Consider the following 17510-nt stretch of genomic DNA (forward strand, 5'->3'; position numbering starts at 1 on the left):
TTTTTTTTATTTGTGTTGTAAAAAACACATCGATGTAGGAATAAAAAGAGATAGATGAATTGAAGTTATTGGCAATAAAAAAATTATATGTGGACTATAAAAAGGATAATTGTGCTTATAAATGAATATAGAGGTATCTAAGAGGTGATTTTATGTTGATAAAGCTGGGAAGGTTCGTCAAAAGATTTCATAGGACGATACTAATAGTATCCCTTGTTACAACAATAATAATGGGAGTATTTATGAGCAGGCTGCAGCTAAATATGCAGTTCATGGATATTTTGCCCAAGACAGAAAGAACGGTTATAGCTTATAAAAATGCCCTGGAAAACTTCGATACCCTGGATTCCATTGTTGTGGCTGTGAATGGCAATGAAAGGGATATAAAAAAGTTTATAAAGGGTAGTGCTGAAGGAATCAAAGATATAGAAGGGATCAGAGGTGTCACTTATGAAAATCAGGTGGAATTCCTGGAGGGTAACGGTCTGCTTCTTACCAAAGAAAGGGACCTGAACAATATAAGGAGAGCTCTGACGGCCTCCAGTCTAAAAGATTTTTTTGGCGGTGTAAATGATAACTTTGAACAAAGCTATCTAGAGGAGTCCGACAGTGAAAAAGTGGATAAAGACAGGATGAAGCTTCTTAATTCTTTAAACCTACTGGAAGAGATCCTGGTTAAGATAAAGGAGGGTGACACCACCCCTGAGGATGCAAGAAGGTTTGTAAGGGGTGACAGGTACATGATTTCTCCAGATAAAAGCATGGGAATCCTACTTGTTAAATCTGGGGTGAGTATAGATGACTTTGAAAATGTAATCGGAGTGGTAAACCGTCTTGAAAACTATCTGGAGGAGAAGGCAAAAAAATACAATGTGGAAGTTGGGGTGACGGGGCTTCAGGTGTTGTCCAGGGATGAGATGGTAGTTTCTCAGAGAGATATGGAAGTTTCAAGTACGGCTTCCCTCATACTTATCCTGGTAATATTTATAATGAGCTTCAAAATGATAAGGTACTCGGTCCTTGCCCTTGTTCCCTTAATATCTGGAATAATCTGGGCTATGGGGCTTACATACCTGATAATAGGGACCCTGAATATGATGACAGCCATGATGGGAGCCATCCTCATAGGATTGGGGATAGACTACTCCATCCATATAATCTCTTTGTTTCTTGAAGAGAGAGGAAGGGGAAAAGGTGTAGAGGAAGCTGTTTTGGCAATCTATTCCAAAATAATGAAGGGGGTCACAACAGGAGCAGCAACAACAGCAATAGGTTTTTTAATGTTTGCTTTCAGTGATTTTCCAGGGTTCAGTGAGTTCGGACTGGTGCTCAGCATGGGGATTATATGCACCCTTGTATCGGCAGTTTTGATTTTGCCCTCTCTTCTCCTGGTGTTTGGAGGGAAAACCAGGATAAAAAAAACAGAGAAAAGGGGATTTTTTTATAAGATGGAGGATCAGGTTATAAAAAAGAAGTGGAGTTCATTGGTGACTGTGATCCTTCTTTTACTGCTGTTAGCAGTTAAAGCTGGGAGGGTTGAGTTTGAAAATGATATGCTCAAAATAGAACCTAAAAACCTGGAAAGTGTGGTGCTTAACAGAGAGATTATCGATAAATTTGATTTCAGTTCCGATAATACCATAGTGGTGTCCAAAACCCTGGAGGAGGCTCAGGAAGTTTTTGACAGGGCAGATGAACTGAAAACTATAGGGGTAATATCTTCGATTATAGATTATCTGCCCTCCAAAGAAAAACAGATGAAGAGGATGAAAGTCGCGAAAAAATTAAAAAAAGAAATTAAAGAGATTCCCGACAGAGAGATATATCCGGAAGGTATCACCCAGGAGCTTCTGAGACTGGAAGATAACCTTATAGAACTGGCAGACCTGGCATATATAGGGGGAGAAGAGGATCTCAGGATAAGATGTGACGAGATAGTGGACTCGGGTATCATCGGTAAGCTGGTATCTGGGGTAAATTTATACAGAGAGAATTTTGAAAGTTCCCAGGAAATATTCATAGGGGAACTCCAGAATATAATGAGAACCAGCAACAGCTCAAAAATTATAAATATTCAAGATCTTCCCGATAAAGTGAAGGAAGATTATGTAGGGATGGACGGAACATATATAACAACATTTTATCCGAAACAGGATATCTGGAGAGCTGATTTTCAAAAGATACATATGAAGGAGATCGATAGTCTGAAAGAGGATGTAACAGGAAGTGTGAAGATATTTTTGAAAGTGATTGAAAAATCTGCAGAGGAGGGGAAAAAAGTACTGTTGTTGACAGTGTTTGCAATATATATGGTGCTGATTCTGGATTTTAAAAGTCTGAAATATGCAACTATAGCTATAATTCCTATGCTTTTTTCAGTTTTGGCTACCCTGGGAGTAATGGGATGGACTGGATTTAAATTTGATATGGTGAATATAATAGGTGTTCCTCTCATCATAGGTATAGGTGTAGATGACGGGGTTCATATTATCCACAGATATCTGAGAGAAAAGGATATTTTTACAGCAGTAAGAAGCAGCGGAAAGGCGGTTACCCTGACTACCATGACAACAATAGCTGCTTTCGGTACCCTTATGTTTGCAAGGTACAGGGGGTTTGTGCACTTTGGTATTCTGCTGATTATGGGAGTGGGGTTTGCCTATATATTAACGATAACCTTCCTTGTGAGTTTAGTTTCTGTAGTGGACAAGATAGAAGATAAAGGTGGTGATGATCTATGAATAGAGTGGTGATGTTTTTTCTGGCTACCATAAGTATATCGGTTTTTGCAGGAGACGCATCTGAAATACTTCAAAATATGAAAGATGCCCAGGATTATAAAACCTCAAGGGCGGCATATGCGATGATTATAGAAAACAAGGGTAAAACAACTACCATGGAATTTGAAGGGTACCACAAAAAAGGGGAAAAGGATCTGCAACTTATGAGATTTACCTCTCCACCCAGGATCGAGGATACGGCAATCCTCATAAAGGGGGAAAAAATCTGGTATTACAATAAGAGGAGCAACAGGGTCAGACTCCTGTCAAAGAGCGCAAAAAAGGGAAGTATGATGGGATCGACCTTCAGCTACAATGATCTTAATATTGATTATGTGGAGGATTTTACCGGAGAGATCTTAGAGGATGAAAAAGATCACTATATACTTAAGATCTACCCGGTGGACAGGGAAAGAAACTATAGATATATAGTTGCCAGAGTCAATAAAGAAAATTTTATTGAAGAAAGGTTGGAATATTATGACAAAAATGAAGTAAGGTACAAGGTAATGGTCACTGAAAACGTTAAACAGGTGAAGGATCGGTGGACTGCCATTAGAGTGATTATGACGGATTTAATAAGTGGCAAAATAACACGGATAGAAACTCATGAGAAAAGCCTGGATTTTGATTTTGAGATGGAGGATTCGGAATTTTCTGAAAAAAATCTAAAGAAATAGGAGGAGATTACCATGAAAATTGCTGCTCCTGTCATCTTGTTTTTAGCTGTTACAATCTCAATATTTTCTCTGGATTTGAATACAGAATTAAAATATCAGGGGTTTGACAGCCAAAGATACCCTTTTGAAGACGAGGCAGTTGGTAGAATTGTGTTAAAAGATGATAAACAAGAACATTATTCCTTTTTTCTGGAGTATAGGTTTGGGGATGGTGTGGACAGAGTTGATGCTGCTCAGTTAAAATTCATGACAGCTAAAACCGATTTGGAGATCGGTAGAAATAGAATAGGATGGGGAACCGGATACAACTTCAACCCGACAGATATATTCAACGATCTCCCCCTGGGAGCGGCATATGATCCGACCTATGTAAAAAGAGGAAGGGACAGCATAATATTGACTAGATATATCAAAGACAGTGCCCTGCAGGGGATATACGCAGCAAAAGACGGCTCGGACAGGGATGAGGAATACGGGATAAAATACAAGACCACCATTTCAGAATACGATATAGATCTTTTATATATTCATAAGGGGAAAAGAGCAGCAGAATGGGGGGAACTTGAAGACAAGGACGATATAATAGGAGGAGATCTCAGTTTCAGCATACCTTACCTGGATTACGGAATCTGGCTGGAGGGAGCCTACTACCTTCAGAAAGAAGAGTTAGTCTACATTACCGGTATAGACAACTACTTTAGAGAGAAATACCGTGTGGTGGTGGAGTATCTTTATCACGGGCTGGGTGAAGGTGAAAAAGAAAATTACAATATCAACAGGATACTTGCAGGACAGCTGGCGGGTAGAAATTACCTAATGCCTTCTCTTACCTATGAATATTCCGAAAAACTTATACTCACAGGATATTCTTTCGTGAATATGGATGATTACAGCTATTCATTGGGAGCAACTATCACTTATTTCTACAATAATAATATAGACATTAATCTTATTCCTTTTTATATAGGAGGGAAGACCGGAAGTGAATATGGTATTCTTGCAGAAGAGATTGGGAACTTTGGGATAACAGCTGTAGTGAGGGTGATGTTTTAAAAGTATCTTACTAATAATCTATAGTAGTAATTATTAAAATTTAAGAAAATTCAGAAGAGGATCCTTTATTTATTTCGGTGAAATTTAAACAAAAAATATGTATATAAAAAGCCACTATCTAGGAAGACTCCCAACATAGTGGCTGTAAAATATTTATTTATAGATGACCAGGTTTTTAATGTTAAAATCCTGCCTTCCAATACCCGTGTAAATTACAATATGCTTTAGCTTCTACTTTTTCTCCTGAACATGTTTTGAAAATAACTTTAGGCTCGTCTCCAGGTTTTAAAAATGCAGTAGTTACCCAACAATCATCAACAATTAATTCAATCCATTCAATGTAGTGATCTTCTGTCATAGGATGAAGAGTTTCACCAACTTGAACTTCAAATCCACCCTCTATCTTAGTTATAACCGGGACATGCTTTTCAACTGCAGCATCTGTTGTGTTTTCCACCTGACGCACCATCTCCTGATCACAACAACTTAAAGTACCTCCCGCTTCGTGGTATACCTTGGTAATGATTCCACAGACTTTACATTTATAAACCTCAAATAATTTTGCCATATTTACCTCCCTGTTTAAATTATGATAAATATTTATACTGGCAAAATCATAAAACTCCTTTTTTTTTATCTCTCATTGTGAGGTTTTTTCGAAAAATCAAAAGATTTACTTGTATTAAAAGAAAGGAGATTTTGATTTAACCCATCAAAATCCCCTTTTATAATTGTTGCACTATGCTCTATGACATCATAGTTTAACTCCGTAGTGATTTAGAACAATGATCATCAGCCAGTAGCATAAAAGAGTAACGCCAATGGAAATTACCATACTGAGGTAAAAATGCAACCCTTGTTTCAACAGCAGTGGCAACACCACAAAAAAAGCCATGGAAGGTAAAACGAGCCAAAAAATACCTGATGACAAGGCGCTGACCTTCATGATGTCCTTGGTGTCTATATAGACCCACAACATTGCCAGTATTGAGAGTAATGGAATAGATGCCAGTAAAGCTCCAATAAGAGAACTTCTTTTGGCACTTTCGGAGATTACTACAATTAAAAATGATGTAACAGCAATTTTAACCAGATAGTAAGCCAATTAGCACCTCCTAACTTTGGTTTCTTTATTTAAATGAGACTCCCAAAGTTTTTTTAACGATTCTTCTGTATTTTTCATAAAACAACTCCTATCAAATTCTCGATATAATCACACTAAGTGTATACCCCAAAATTTGACAGAAAGCAATTTACTAATACTTATCGAGATATCGAGATATCTCTACTATCTCCTCCGGACAGTTCTCCAGAAAAAAATCTATCATCTTTCCCTGGATATCCAGAGCAGATTTCTGGCTGGCCGATACAAGGACAAAGGCAACCATTCCCCTGTTCTTTACATCCTGAAGTCCCACTTCGGTCAGCTGGATCTTAAATCTTTTTAAAAATTTATCCTTAAGACTTCTCATGACCATTCTTTTGTCCTTGAGAGATTTGGCCCAGGGAACTCTTATTTCTATCTGTACAGCTGCAACATACATAGCATCATTTCCTTTTTATAGAACCTTCATAATAAACCACAGATCTCCTAAAGTCCAATTTCGGTTAGCTGTAGCTTAGAATCTCTTTACATCTTATATCCAGATCAAAGGTATTTTTTTGATCATCAAAAAGATTGTTAAAATTTTCTATGGCTCTTATAAGTTTTTTAAATCTATCACTTGTATGATCTGTGGAATTAACCGCTAAATAAAGCTCATACATATTATTGTCAAAACTTTCTAAAATTGCATTATCAAATTCTGTGTCCTGCATAGTATAAATGTGACCTTCATATTCATAATCCAGTGTTTCTTTCCAATGCTGTTCTTTATTATTCATCTTATTACCTCCGTTTTATTATTTTGAAGTTCAAGTATCTCCTATTTTCTTACGTGATCTTATTTTCTTTAAAACTGCAAAAATTCCTTTTTTTAAAGTTTAAATTATAAAAAAATTATTTTGTTTATTAATCTCCGTGGATCCTTTTACAGCAATTACTTTTCATTTAATCATAATATGAATATACTATTCATATAGCAGAAAAGAGGTTTATTGAGTGCTCTACAGCACTTAATAAACCTCTTATAAGAATATCTAAACAGTCCTTGTTCTTTTTTACTTATCTGCTAGGTATCTTTTCAATGAAATAACTTCACTTTTTATATCCCGGTGAACTACCGATTTCACATCAAATTTAAAGAGTTTAAAAACTCCCTGAATAAAACTCCCTGTGAAGAGGGCAGTGATAACAGTTCCTACTCCTGCATATCCTCCCATAAGATAACCTGCACCCAAGACGCTGATTTCAATTATATTTCTCACAGTTCCTACTGGAAGCTTGGTTTTTTTAGTGAGAGCAACCATAAGTGCATCTCTGGGACCACATCCGAGACCGGTAGAGATATAGAGGTAGCATCCTACACTGAGTATAAAAATCCCCAAAAACATCATAAAAATTCCTACGGTTATACCGGTGCCTTGAGGAACTATGTCCAGGTAGAGGATCAGGTCCATAAAGGTCCCCAAAAAAATAATATTCAATATACTTCCGCTGCCTATTCTCTCTCCCAGAAAAAAATCCAGAGTTATAACTATAAGTCCGACAAAGATACTGGCCTGGCCTATTGTAATGCTGCTAACCTTGGATATCCCCTGATGAAGTACATCCCACGGAGAAAATCCCAGATCAGATTTAATAATAATTATTATCCCTAAGGAACAAACAAATAAACCTAAAAATAATTTTAAGTATTTTAACACCTCTTTTTTCATGATTCTACCTCCTGGTTTTACACTAAAACATATTTTTGTATTATATAGTGTCCTTTTTGCAAGTATAGCATACAAAAATATTTTGTGCTATACTAAATTATATAAAAATTTAAGGAGTAAGTTATTATGAAAGAATTAAATATATTAATCGGACAAAATTTAAAGTCCATAAGAAAAAGCCAAAATTTAAGTTTGGATGAAGCTGCTGCTGCTACAGGAGTAAGTAAACCTATGTTGGGACAGATCGAGAGGGGAAAATCGAATCCTACAGTAACAACCCTTTGGAAGATTGCCACAGGTCTTAAAGTCCCTTTTTCAGAATTTATGAAGGAACCTGAATTGGATTATCAATTTGTCTCCCCTATAGATTTAGAGCCCGTAATGGAATGCGGTGAAAATATGAAAATTTACACAATGTTTCCCTATAACGATAATTTTGAAATACTGTATGTAGATTTAGAACCAGGATGCGTTCATCCTTCCCCAAAGCATCCAAATGAAGTAGAAGAATATATATTTGTTATTGAAGGGATCCTCAGGGTGAAAATAGGCAGGGAATCTATGGTTTTAAAAAAAGGAGAAGCCTTAAGATTTAGAGCAAATGTAGATCATGAATATTCAAATTTAGAGAGTGTCAAATGCAGGTTCCAAAATATCAATGTTTATCATAAAAAACTTTAATTACTTAGAAAGGATTTTTCTATGATGAAATCCCTTATTTGAGGTTAAGTGGCTGAATTTTTCTATTGAAAAAATTAACTAACTTATGATTTATATCTATGATACAGTACTTTAAAAGGGTGAGCATCCCCCCTTTTTTTTATAATTTTTTTGATTTAGATCTTTTTAAAAGCTATACTTAAATTGGCAGGGAAGGAGGTTATTTTATGATTTCAAGCTAATTTATAAAATTAAATTTTTATTGTTTCTATCCCTGCCCGGTCATAAACCTTATGTTTTTTTATTTATCTCTTAACTATGTATCTTTTTAATGAAATAACTTCACTTTTTATATCCCGATGGACTACAGATTTCACATCAAATTTAAAGAGTTTAAAAACTCCCTGGATAAAACTTCCTGTGAAAAGAGCGGTGATAACCGTTCCCACTCCTGCATATCCTCCCAGAAGGTATCCTGTACCTAAAACAGTGATCTCAATAATATTTCTAACTGCTCTTACTGAAAACTTTGTTTTTTTAGTGAGAGCAACCATAAGAGCGTCTCTAGGACCGCATCCAAGGCCGGTAGACATATAGAAATAACATCCTAGACTGAGTACAAATAATCCCAAGAACATCATAAAAATTCCCATGGTTATACCTGTGCCTAGAGGAATTATGTTTAGGGAGAGAATTAAATCCATAAAGATCCCTCCTAAAATAATGTTTAATATACTTCCGCTTCCTATTCGCTCTCCCAGAAAAAAATCCAGACTTATAACTATGAGTCCAACAAAAATACTGGCCTGACCTATTGTGATGTGAATGACCTTTGATACTCCTTGGTGCAATACATCCCATGGAGAAAATCCAAGATTAGATTTAATAATAATAATGACTCCTAAGGAACAAATAAACAAACCTAAAAATAATTTTAAATATCTTAGAATCTCTTTTTTCATGGTTTTCCTCCATATTTCATTAAAATATATTTTGTGTTATACATCATATTTCTAAGAAGTATATCATACAATTTTTTTTTATACTATATCTAATTTAGCAGGTAAGGAAGTTATTTTATAACTAGAGAACAGGTTACTTTCATGTCATAATATCTTTGGGAAAAACACAATTACAATCGTATATTTATTGGATTTATAGTATGATTATCTTATTGAGATAACGCTTATTCAAAAGATAGAGGAGGGGATGAAAATAAGATACAGTATAGGAGAAGTCAGTAAACTTTTTAATATACCCATAACCACATTGAGGCACTATCACAATAAAGGGATATTTAAAGCCGGGTATATAGACAAAGATACAGGATACCGATATTATTTTTCAGATCAATTTGAACTGTTAAATAATATTTTAAATTTAAGATACAGCAGGCTTTCCTTGGATAAGATAAAGGAACATACGGAAAATGGAGATATATCCCTCCTGAAAACAATTTTTTTAGATCAGAAAGAAGAGCTGGAGAAAACCATAAAGGAGCTGGAATGTGCGAAAAAAAGTGTGGAGGAGAGACTGGAGTATATGGAAAAAATAAAAAAAATTCCTGAGTTTGGAAGAGTATTGATTCAACATATGGATGAAAATAAGATCTTTACTGTGGATAAAGCATTTTATAAAGAGAGTGATTTGGAACTTTTAGTGAGAGAGTTAGGGGAAAAAACGGATTTTTCCCATTCATTGACCCTGGGAAATGTAGGGCTTTTGATGAAACAGGATTCTGAGTATAGAGAATATGCCGGTGTTTATCTAATCGATAAAGACTTTAAAGATCTTTTAAATTTTTCTCTAAAGCCGGCAGGAGAATATTTAACGATATATTTTAAAGGAAAAAGAGAAAATTCACCTAAATATTATAAAATTCTGGAAAAATATATAAAAGATAATGAGATAGAGACAGAGGGATTATTTTATGAGATGGCCCTGGTAATCACCTCCATATCATCTACCGAAAAACAATATATCAGAAGGATAGAAATAAAGAAAAAATAATTTAGTATAGACTCTCTACCAGGTGAAGACTGTATACTTCAAATTGTATAAAGAATCTAAATGGGAGGGATGAAAAATGCTGGGAACCATAGTAAATACAGCGACCATAGTAGCAGGAGCAGCCGTAGGAAGTTTTCTTAATAAGGGCATTGAAGAACGGTATAAAGAAAGGACTATACAGGGAATGGGCTTTGTCGCCATGGCCATAGGGATATCCAATATATCCAAGGGGATGACCCTTATAGATAATCCGCTGATATTTATATTAAGTATAGGGATAGGAGCCGTTTTAGGAGAATGGATCAATTTGGATAAAAAGATAGATCTCATAAGCAAAAAATATGAGGGTAGCAAGAATCCTGTGCAGGGGATAGTTATCGGAGTTGTATTGTTTTGTGTAGGAGCTCTATCCATAGTAGGGCCTATAGAAAGCGCCATCAGGGGAGATAATACCATGCTTTATGCCAATGCTGTATTGGACGGGATAACCTCTGTAATTCTTTCAATTAATTATGGGATATCCATAGCATTGGTAGGGCTTATACTTTTTCTCTGGCAGGGAAGTATATACCTTGGAGCCAGTGCAATGCAGGACCTGGTTACTCCGGAGCTCTTGAATCAACTGACTATACTGGGAGGGATCTTTATCTTGGCAACGGGAATAAATATTCTGGGAATAACTAAAATAAAGATTTTGAATTTTCTGCCAGCTCTTTTAATTCCCTTTACAGCAAAATTTTTTGGAATTATTTAGGGTGAAAATAAAGATTCCGGTGCAATAATTTTGATATAATAAGAAAAAGGCAGGTCGATGGATTAGATCGAAATGCCCTTTTAGAATGTAAATTTATAAATGAATTATTTGGAATTGCAGATTAAATAAAAAATCTTATGGAGATTTTAAATTTTTTCATAATTGTTGCAACAGAACCATTTTATAATTATATTGCTTCATTTACAATTAAATTTACGTTCATAAATAACTACATTGTCTAAAGTAGTTGGAGAAAAACCGCATTTCTCCAACACTTTAATAGAGCCTACGTTATTAATTGTAACACCTCCAGAAATTGATTTGATATTTCCTTCTCTTTCACACCATTGGGCTAAACCTTTCACTAATTCAGTTCCCAAACCTTTACCCCATATAGTTTCTGATAGAAGGTATCCAAATCGCAAATCATAATAATTATCTTGCGAACCTGACTTATAGAGGAATATAAATCCTACTAGTTCATTGGTTTTAATAAGTTCAACAGTTAAAAAACAACTTTCTTCTAATCTTTCTTTTATCCATACCTGTGCGTCTTCTACGTTATTAATTTTCTGCCATCCATCAGGTAAAAATTTTGTAACCTGAGGAGTTAATATGCTTAAAACCTTTTCGGTAAAATATTGTTCAGTTGTTAAATCCTCATTCTGATGAATCCAACTTTTTACTGAGAGTTGTCTTGTTTTAAAATTACACCTTTGCTCTATAGATTTAAAGTCTTTCATATCTCCTCCTATTGATGCGCTATAAGTATATATACAAAATTAACGCCATTTTATTAGTTATATGTGATAAATAAGTTCAAGTCGTAATTTATTATACTAGGTATAGTATCGATGATCTCTCTAGGCCTACACAATCGGCACCTGAATTGAAAGCATTCTTCTTGAATCAGCAAAATTTAAATTCAAATTATCTTTATTTAGAAATAGAATTTTTTCATCTCTTGTCTCAAATGAATTCTCGAAAAGAAACCTTTTTAGTTTGTCGGCTATGGCTTTCCAATTCTCTGAGTTATTATTTTCAAAAGTAATATCAAAACATGCAAACTTGCCTTTTGGAATTAGCATAAACTCCTTATTTCTATCCTCCTTAACCTCAATGCATTCTATAAAATCAACATTACTTTCATTCAGAAATACGTTTGCATCAGTTATATTAATAAACCAATCTTCTAAACTCACGGTATTCGTTTGAAAAAAATCTTCATTCTCTTTATAAAAGCCATCCAGGTGTTCATTCTGTAATTTAATTTTGTAAAGGTATCTATTTGGAAATTTCAGAATCTGATAATTAATAGACTCACTTTTTGAACTATTATATTGTAAAATTTCTTCAATTTTTTTCACATTATTTTTATAGAACTTAATCAAATCATTAAGTTCTCTCTTCTTTTGGACTAATATTTCAAATGAATCATCGGATTTATCATGTAATATTCGACCTATAGTATCAATATCTAAATTAATGGTCCTGAGAAAACTAATCTGACTGAGCAGTTTTAATTCTTTAATTCCATACCCTCTGTAGTTATTATCATCAATTGGAGGTTTTATTAAACCTACTTGTTCATAATATCTGATGGTTGATCGACTCATTCCTAAAATCTTAGATACTTCATTCTTCTTCAGCGTGTCACTCATGCTTTCCCCCTCAAGTCTTTCGAAAACTATTATTCAACAATTTGTATTTTTTCAATTGCAAGTGGCTTAAGATATTTGTATGATGCTAGTATCATGATACATTCAGCAGACAATGTACCAATCATTAATCCCGATTGACCAAACATATAGATGCTTAAATAAGTCAGCACTGGTAGTAAAAATATGGTTCTTGATACTGAAAATATAATAGATTCTAATGGTCTATTAATCGCAGTAAAAAACATAATTGCAGCATTAGGAAGGTTTTCAAATAGTGTTGCTAAACCATATGTCAAGTAGATATAAAAGCCAATCTTTACTGTTTCGGGATCGCTCAAGAAGAACCCTAAAAGAACCTTCATAAAAGGAAGGGCTGCTAGAAATACAGCAAGTGCAATGAAATTACTTTGCTTTACAGAGTATTTTAGAAGTGGTTTAAGTCTTTCAAACTTCTTCGCACCCATCATTTTTGAAAAGATTGGTTGCAAACCTTGAGCGATTCCATAAAATATGCTGGATATAAAAATTATGATAAACATAGAAACGACAGAATATGCTTCCATATGTTTTGGCGTTAAAAAAGCAATAATTGCTATATTAATTATATATCTTTTAAACCCTTCACTAAACATACCAATAAAATCGCTTGACCCATTGTAAAGGATTCTTAAGAGAACTTCAATATTTATTCTAGGAGTGACAAATTTTATTGTTTTGCATTTAAAAGCAAAATAGTAACTAGAGATAATTAGATGCACTATGTTACTTAGAGTTGTCGCTATTACTAAACCAAAAATTCCCCAATTTAGAAATGCTACAAAAACTAAATTAAGCATCAAGTTAAGTACAGTTGAAAACACATTAACTTTCATAATAAAGCTCGGACTTCCGTCATTCATAATTAATACATCCAGAGCAGCAGCTAAAACCATTGCCATAAATCCCCAACTAACATAGAACAAATATTTGGTAGTAATCTCTAAAATTTCTCCTCTTGCTCCAACAAAATATGAAATACTCTCTGAAAATAACATCACAACTATCGTTATGAATCCCATGGTCCCTGCCAATACAAAAAGTGTCATACTAGATGCTTGATTGGCTTTATCTACATCTTTTCGTCCCAATAGAAATCCTGCATACGAACCCAAGCCACTCATAAACAATGTTGATATGGCATATATCATCAATTGCATTGGTCCAATTAGATTAATGGCCACCAAAGTGTTTACACCTATAAACATAGTACCAATAATTTTATCTGCGGCCATCATTAACCCCATAACAACATTTTGAAATATAAGTCTTAATGAATACTCCTTAAAATAACTCTTATCTGATTTGAAATCGATCATTTTTTTCCTCCTTTTAATAACTCCAATGAGTTATCATACCTTGTTTATAAATCAATAGTAAACTATGAAGCAGCTTCATAGTCAAGGCACTTTTTTTATTAGTAATAATTATCGGAGAGATAGACATTACACTTAGACCTTGGTTATAATGTAACTTTGTAAAAAAAAATCAAAAAGGACACTCAATTAGAAGTGTCCAGTTTTATGGTTATAATTTACGAAAGCAGCCTTTTTAAATCACTAATTTATTGGAGCTAGTCTCATCCTGTCTTCTATTACTCTAAAAGATCTCATCATCATAGATATACTTATAATCAGGCAGGTAACTTCTGCCATGGGGATAGCCATCCATATTCCCCGGGGTCCAAAAATAGATGGGAGGGTAAAAAGGAATATTGCTACAAAAATAAGGGATCTGAGACATGCTATACTGGCAGATTCCAGGGGTTTTTCTATGGCCGTATGGAATGAACTGGATATTATATTTATAAAAGAAAATATATAAGCAAATACAAAGTATGCTATGGCTTCATTGGTTAGAAGGGTCAGTTGGGTATTTCCATTGGTAAAGATATTTACTATGGGAGCACTGTAAAATTTCATCAGGATAAAAAATACAATACCTATACTTCCTCCGGTTGTGAGAGCAATTTTTAATACATCATAAATTTTTTCTATTCTTTTTGCTCCTAAATTATATGAAATTATAGGCTGTAATGCCTGAGCCAACCCGTAGAGGGAGATGTTTACAATGGTATTCACATAAAATACTATTGTAAGAGCTGAAACTCCTAATTCTCCCAATTCTCTCATGATTATTCTGTTAAATAGAAAAGCCGCTACCGACGTAGACACCACTGTCAGCATCTCGGAACTCCCGTTATAGAGGATGTTTTTTAAAAGTTTAAAGTCACCTCGAAATTTAGAAAACTGTATCTGAGATCTTCCCTTAAAAAAATAACCAAAGAGTGCCAGCCCGCCCAGAAGGTTAGCTATTGCTGTGGCATAGGCTGCTCCAGACATTCCCCAGCCGAATCTTACAATAAACAGGTAGTCCAAGACTACATTACTGAGGCAGCAAACAAAACCACTTAAAAACACAGAGTTGGGTTTTTCCCCGACCCTGGCAAATGTTTCGGTATATATTGGAAGATTCCAAACCGTGCACAATAACAGTAAAGGCTTCATATAAGCCTTTACCAGAGGCAATAATCCCCTGTCTGCTCCTAAAAACAATATTATTTTATCCAAAATAAACAAACTGCCTATGGATATTACTCCCACTATTACTAAATACGATACCAGAGTAAAGGTTGCTATCTCCCCTGCTCTTTGTTTTTGGTTTTTTCCCAAAGAGATGGAGGCCAACACAGCACCTCCGGCTGAGATCATCATGACTATACTCATAATGGTACTCATATACGGCATGGCTAAGTTAACCGATGCAAGACCTCTGGGCCCCACGATCTTCCCTATAAACATCCCATCTATCATTATCTGCATGGACACAATTAATAATCCTACTATACTGGGAATTGCAAACTTAAAAAATACTTTTTTTACACATCCGTTTTCTAAACTTAAATTTTTCATGAGTAACCTCCTTGTTTCTATATACATTATAAACTATATAGTATACTATATAGTCAAGAGTATTTTTAGGAGGTTCTATGAAAAAAAAATATAAGATCAATGAAATAGCCGGTTTTTTTAAGATTTCCCGGCAGACCCTTATCTATTACGATGAGATTGGGTTATTTAAACCAAAATTTGTGGATACCGAGACCTCCTACAGGTACTACGGAGAGGATCAATTTTCTAACCTGAGATTTATCCTCATACTCAAGGAGGCCGGGTTTTCATTGAAGGAGATAAGGGAGTATACTAAAAGCCGTTCCCCTGAGGAGAGTTTGGAGTATTTAGAGGAGAAGAAAAGATTGGTGGATCTAAAGATAAAAAAGATGATTGAATCGAAGCTTATCATAGATAAAAAAATATCCGAGATAAAAAACATGATGAAAAAGGATGACATCGAGCCACAGATCATATACCTTGAATCTATGGAAGCCGTTGCTATCCAAATAGAAAAACCCTGTGATTATTTAAAGTATGATAAAACATTTTCTGATTTAATGGAGATAAGGGAGGAACTGGATATTAAAGGAGATGATTATTTTGTGAGGATATCAAAGGAGGATATCATTCTGGGAAACACAATGGAAGTAAAGACTATTGGTTTTTTTACTCCTACTTCCTGTAACCATAAAAACAGCCTAAAAATAGAAGGAGGATGGTTTGCCTCTATAATACATAAGGATACATGGGATACCATAGAAGAAAGTTACAAAAAGCTTCTGAAATATATAAAAGACAATGGATACGAGGTTATTGGAGATTCAATGGAATTTTTCAATGAGGTTATAGTTCATTTAGGGAAGGGAGAGGGGTCGACTATCCAGATAACTTTTCCTGTCAAATACCGCGGGAGATAAAAGAGCAACATGACGTTGAATCCAGACAGGCACAATTTAGATTTTTATCCAGGATCTTTTTGAAAAAAAAAGAAGATGGGGTATACTTAAAAAAGACATTTAAACAATAAATTTTTATAGATAGAATAAAAAACCTAAGGATTCCATCCTTAAACTGGGTTCATTTCTTTTGGTGAGCAAAAGAAACGAACCAAAGAAAAACTCACTTTTTTTAAATGATGTTATTTAAGTAAGTCAAAGGTAATGTAAGTCTTTTTATAGCAACAGTCCTCGTTACACTGCGGAACTTATTCTGTTGAACGACTTAGTAGAATATTTACTGAGAAGCTAGGGAACATCTAAAAAATGATCTCTTAGCGAATCCCTTTATCTCATTTCTTTGTGATGAAGAATTAAATATCTTATGAGGTGGCAACTTGGGTTAAATAAAGTTATTAAAATTTACAGGGGGGAAGGATGAAAATAATAGATTTAACACATGTTATAGATGAAAAAATGCCTGTTTTTCCAGGGACAGAACCGCCTAAAATCATTCAAAAAAATACAATAAAAAAAGATGGATTTGCTGAAAAACTACTGACCATGTATTCTCATACAGGAACCCATATAGATGCTCCTGCCCATATGATAGAGGGTGGGAATTCATTGTGTGATTTTTCTGTTGAAAAATTTATAGGCAGGGGAATTGTAATTCCTTTAGAGTCAGATGATTCCATAGAATTAAAATATCTAAAGAAATTTGAAACTGAGATAAGAAAAGCTTCTTTTGTGTTATTTTATTCTGGTTGGGATGAGTTTTGGGAGAGGGAAGAATATTTTAATGGATTTCCATCCCTAAGTGTAGAAGCAGCCAGATATCTTGTGGGATTTGATTTGAAAGGCATAGGTATAGATGCTGTATCTATAGATCCTATGGAGAGTGTAAATTTTGAGATCCATCATATCCTGTTAAAAAAAGACCTGATCATCATAGAAAATCTAAAAAATTTAAAATATCTGATCAATAAAAAATTTGAGCTGTATATTGCTCCGCTAAAGATAAAAGGTCTGGATGGATCTCCAGTAAGAGCCCTTGCAAGGATACTGTGAAACTCTCCTAATAATTGTTGATTTTTATGATCCTTTTTTGTTATATTTTTTTAATATAAATATGAGTTTTACATTCTAAATATTTAACTTTTCACATCAGTATTCAAGTAGTTCTTAGGGATTATACCAGGATTTTAAGATGACCCAATGACTGCAAAA

18 protein-coding genes are annotated in these 17510 nt (G+C 34.5%); 8 read left to right on the top strand and 10 right to left on the bottom strand.

The window, feature by feature from the left end:
- Positions 1-152: 152 nt before the first annotated feature.
- The 3 genes from DYH56_RS06915 to DYH56_RS06925 are packed head-to-tail and all read left to right on the top strand — an operon-like array spanning position 153 to position 4513.
- On the top strand, positions 153-2741 hold the full coding sequence (locus tag DYH56_RS06915; RefSeq protein ID WP_114642140.1) for an efflux RND transporter permease subunit: 2589 nt from the start codon (positions 153-155) through the stop codon (positions 2739-2741).
- Positions 2738-3460, top strand: a complete 723-nt coding sequence (locus tag DYH56_RS06920; protein ID WP_114642141.1) for an outer membrane lipoprotein-sorting protein — start codon at positions 2738-2740, stop codon at positions 3458-3460. Before DYH56_RS06915 ends, DYH56_RS06920 begins: the two co-directional genes overlap by 4 nt.
- Before the next feature lie 12 nt (positions 3461-3472).
- Positions 3473-4513 (top strand): hypothetical protein, encoded by a 1041-nt coding sequence (locus DYH56_RS06925; RefSeq protein ID WP_114642142.1) that lies wholly within the window; start codon positions 3473-3475, stop codon positions 4511-4513.
- Positions 4514-4694: 181 nt separating this feature from the next.
- Here DYH56_RS06925 and DYH56_RS06930 read toward each other — a convergent pair whose 3' ends face one another.
- The 5 genes from DYH56_RS06930 to DYH56_RS06950 form a co-directional block, all read right to left on the bottom strand.
- A complete protein-coding gene (locus DYH56_RS06930; RefSeq protein WP_114642143.1) occupies positions 4695-5081 on the bottom strand; it encodes a desulfoferrodoxin in 387 nt (128 codons plus the stop codon).
- 186 nt (positions 5082-5267) lie between these two features.
- Positions 5268-5618 carry a DUF3147 family protein gene (locus DYH56_RS06935; RefSeq protein WP_114642144.1) on the bottom strand — a complete coding sequence of 117 codons (351 nt, stop codon included), beginning with the start codon at positions 5616-5618 and terminating at the stop codon, positions 5268-5270.
- Positions 5619-5769: 151 nt separating this feature from the next.
- The gene (locus DYH56_RS06940; RefSeq protein WP_114642145.1) at positions 5770-6057 is read right to left on the bottom strand and encodes a DUF503 domain-containing protein; all 288 of its coding nucleotides are present in this window, start codon (positions 6055-6057) and stop codon (positions 5770-5772) included.
- A gap of 64 nt (positions 6058-6121) precedes the next feature.
- Entirely contained in the window at positions 6122-6397 is a 276-nt protein-coding gene (locus tag DYH56_RS06945) for a hypothetical protein (protein WP_114642146.1), read from the bottom strand.
- Between the two features lie 276 nt (positions 6398-6673).
- Positions 6674-7330, bottom strand: coding sequence for a YczE/YyaS/YitT family protein (locus DYH56_RS06950; protein ID WP_114642147.1), 657 nt, complete (start codon positions 7328-7330; stop codon positions 6674-6676).
- 126 nt (positions 7331-7456) lie between these two features.
- Between DYH56_RS06950 and DYH56_RS06955 the strand changes: the two genes are divergently transcribed.
- Positions 7457-8011, top strand: a complete 555-nt coding sequence (locus DYH56_RS06955; RefSeq protein ID WP_114642148.1) for a helix-turn-helix domain-containing protein — start codon at positions 7457-7459, stop codon at positions 8009-8011.
- 284 nt (positions 8012-8295) lie between these two features.
- On the opposite strand, the gene DYH56_RS06960 is transcribed toward DYH56_RS06955, so the two are convergent.
- A complete protein-coding gene (locus DYH56_RS06960; protein WP_114642149.1) occupies positions 8296-8952 on the bottom strand; it encodes a YczE/YyaS/YitT family protein in 657 nt (218 codons plus the stop codon).
- A 247-nt stretch (positions 8953-9199) separates the two neighbouring features.
- Between DYH56_RS06960 and DYH56_RS06965 the strand changes: the two genes are divergently transcribed.
- Positions 9200-10000, top strand: a complete 801-nt coding sequence (locus DYH56_RS06965; RefSeq protein WP_114642150.1) for a MerR family transcriptional regulator — start codon at positions 9200-9202, stop codon at positions 9998-10000.
- Positions 10001-10076: 76 nt separating this feature from the next.
- A complete protein-coding gene (locus DYH56_RS06970; protein WP_114642151.1) occupies positions 10077-10754 on the top strand; it encodes a DUF554 domain-containing protein in 678 nt (225 codons plus the stop codon).
- Positions 10755-10951: 197 nt separating this feature from the next.
- Here the strand turns inward: DYH56_RS06970 and DYH56_RS06975 are convergent, their stop codons facing one another.
- The 4 genes from DYH56_RS06975 to DYH56_RS06990 all read right to left on the bottom strand — a co-directional run bounded on the left by DYH56_RS06975 (position 10952) and on the right by DYH56_RS06990 (position 15363).
- Positions 10952-11497, bottom strand: a complete 546-nt coding sequence (locus tag DYH56_RS06975) for a GNAT family N-acetyltransferase (RefSeq protein ID WP_114642152.1) — start codon at positions 11495-11497, stop codon at positions 10952-10954.
- 126 nt (positions 11498-11623) lie between these two features.
- Entirely contained in the window at positions 11624-12415 is a 792-nt protein-coding gene (locus tag DYH56_RS06980; RefSeq protein WP_114642153.1) for a MerR family transcriptional regulator, read from the bottom strand.
- A gap of 29 nt (positions 12416-12444) precedes the next feature.
- A complete protein-coding gene (locus DYH56_RS06985) occupies positions 12445-13770 on the bottom strand; it encodes an MATE family efflux transporter (protein ID WP_114642154.1) in 1326 nt (441 codons plus the stop codon).
- A 240-nt stretch (positions 13771-14010) separates the two neighbouring features.
- Positions 14011-15363, bottom strand: a complete 1353-nt coding sequence (locus DYH56_RS06990) for an MATE family efflux transporter (protein ID WP_114642155.1) — start codon at positions 15361-15363, stop codon at positions 14011-14013.
- Positions 15364-15440: 77 nt separating this feature from the next.
- Here DYH56_RS06990 and DYH56_RS06995 point away from each other — a divergent pair, with 77 nt between their 5' ends.
- Both DYH56_RS06995 and DYH56_RS07000 read left to right on the top strand, forming a co-directional pair.
- Positions 15441-16262, top strand: a complete 822-nt coding sequence (locus tag DYH56_RS06995; RefSeq protein ID WP_114642156.1) for a MerR family transcriptional regulator — start codon at positions 15441-15443, stop codon at positions 16260-16262.
- Between the two features lie 456 nt (positions 16263-16718).
- The gene (locus DYH56_RS07000; RefSeq protein ID WP_114642157.1) at positions 16719-17351 is read left to right on the top strand and encodes a cyclase family protein; all 633 of its coding nucleotides are present in this window, start codon (positions 16719-16721) and stop codon (positions 17349-17351) included.
- The last annotated feature ends 159 nt before the right edge of the window (positions 17352-17510 follow it).

The organism is Psychrilyobacter piezotolerans (assembly GCF_003391055.1).
In the GTDB taxonomy this organism is placed as follows: Bacteria; Fusobacteriota; Fusobacteriia; order Fusobacteriales; family Fusobacteriaceae; genus Psychrilyobacter; species Psychrilyobacter piezotolerans.

What these genes read in the sequence shown, in the direction of transcription:
- DYH56_RS06915 (WP_114642140.1), top strand. Translation starts at nt 153, where the DNA reads ATGTTGATAAAGCTGGGAAGGTTCGTCAAAAGATTTCATAGGACGATA.
- DYH56_RS06920 (WP_114642141.1), top strand. Translation starts at nt 2,738, where the DNA reads ATGAATAGAGTGGTGATGTTTTTTCTGGCTACCATAAGTATATCGGTT.
- DYH56_RS06925 (WP_114642142.1), top strand. Translation starts at nt 3,473, where the DNA reads ATGAAAATTGCTGCTCCTGTCATCTTGTTTTTAGCTGTTACAATCTCA.
- DYH56_RS06930 (WP_114642143.1), bottom strand. Translation starts at nt 5,081, where the DNA reads ATGGCAAAATTATTTGAGGTTTATAAATGTAAAGTCTGTGGAATCATT.
- DYH56_RS06940 (WP_114642145.1), bottom strand. Translation starts at nt 6,057, where the DNA reads ATGTATGTTGCAGCTGTACAGATAGAAATAAGAGTTCCCTGGGCCAAA.
- DYH56_RS06945 (WP_114642146.1), bottom strand. Translation starts at nt 6,397, where the DNA reads ATGAATAATAAAGAACAGCATTGGAAAGAAACACTGGATTATGAATAT.
- DYH56_RS06950 (WP_114642147.1), bottom strand. Translation starts at nt 7,330, where the DNA reads ATGAAAAAAGAGGTGTTAAAATACTTAAAATTATTTTTAGGTTTATTT.
- DYH56_RS06955 (WP_114642148.1), top strand. Translation starts at nt 7,457, where the DNA reads ATGAAAGAATTAAATATATTAATCGGACAAAATTTAAAGTCCATAAGA.
- DYH56_RS06960 (WP_114642149.1), bottom strand. Translation starts at nt 8,952, where the DNA reads ATGAAAAAAGAGATTCTAAGATATTTAAAATTATTTTTAGGTTTGTTT.
- DYH56_RS06965 (WP_114642150.1), top strand. Translation starts at nt 9,200, where the DNA reads ATGAAAATAAGATACAGTATAGGAGAAGTCAGTAAACTTTTTAATATA.
- DYH56_RS06970 (WP_114642151.1), top strand. Translation starts at nt 10,077, where the DNA reads ATGCTGGGAACCATAGTAAATACAGCGACCATAGTAGCAGGAGCAGCC.
- DYH56_RS06975 (WP_114642152.1), bottom strand. Translation starts at nt 11,497, where the DNA reads ATGAAAGACTTTAAATCTATAGAGCAAAGGTGTAATTTTAAAACAAGA.
- DYH56_RS06980 (WP_114642153.1), bottom strand. Translation starts at nt 12,415, where the DNA reads ATGAGTGACACGCTGAAGAAGAATGAAGTATCTAAGATTTTAGGAATG.
- DYH56_RS06985 (WP_114642154.1), bottom strand. Translation starts at nt 13,770, where the DNA reads ATGATCGATTTCAAATCAGATAAGAGTTATTTTAAGGAGTATTCATTA.
- DYH56_RS06990 (WP_114642155.1), bottom strand. Translation starts at nt 15,363, where the DNA reads ATGAAAAATTTAAGTTTAGAAAACGGATGTGTAAAAAAAGTATTTTTT.
- DYH56_RS06995 (WP_114642156.1), top strand. Translation starts at nt 15,441, where the DNA reads ATGAAAAAAAAATATAAGATCAATGAAATAGCCGGTTTTTTTAAGATT.
- DYH56_RS07000 (WP_114642157.1), top strand. Translation starts at nt 16,719, where the DNA reads ATGAAAATAATAGATTTAACACATGTTATAGATGAAAAAATGCCTGTT.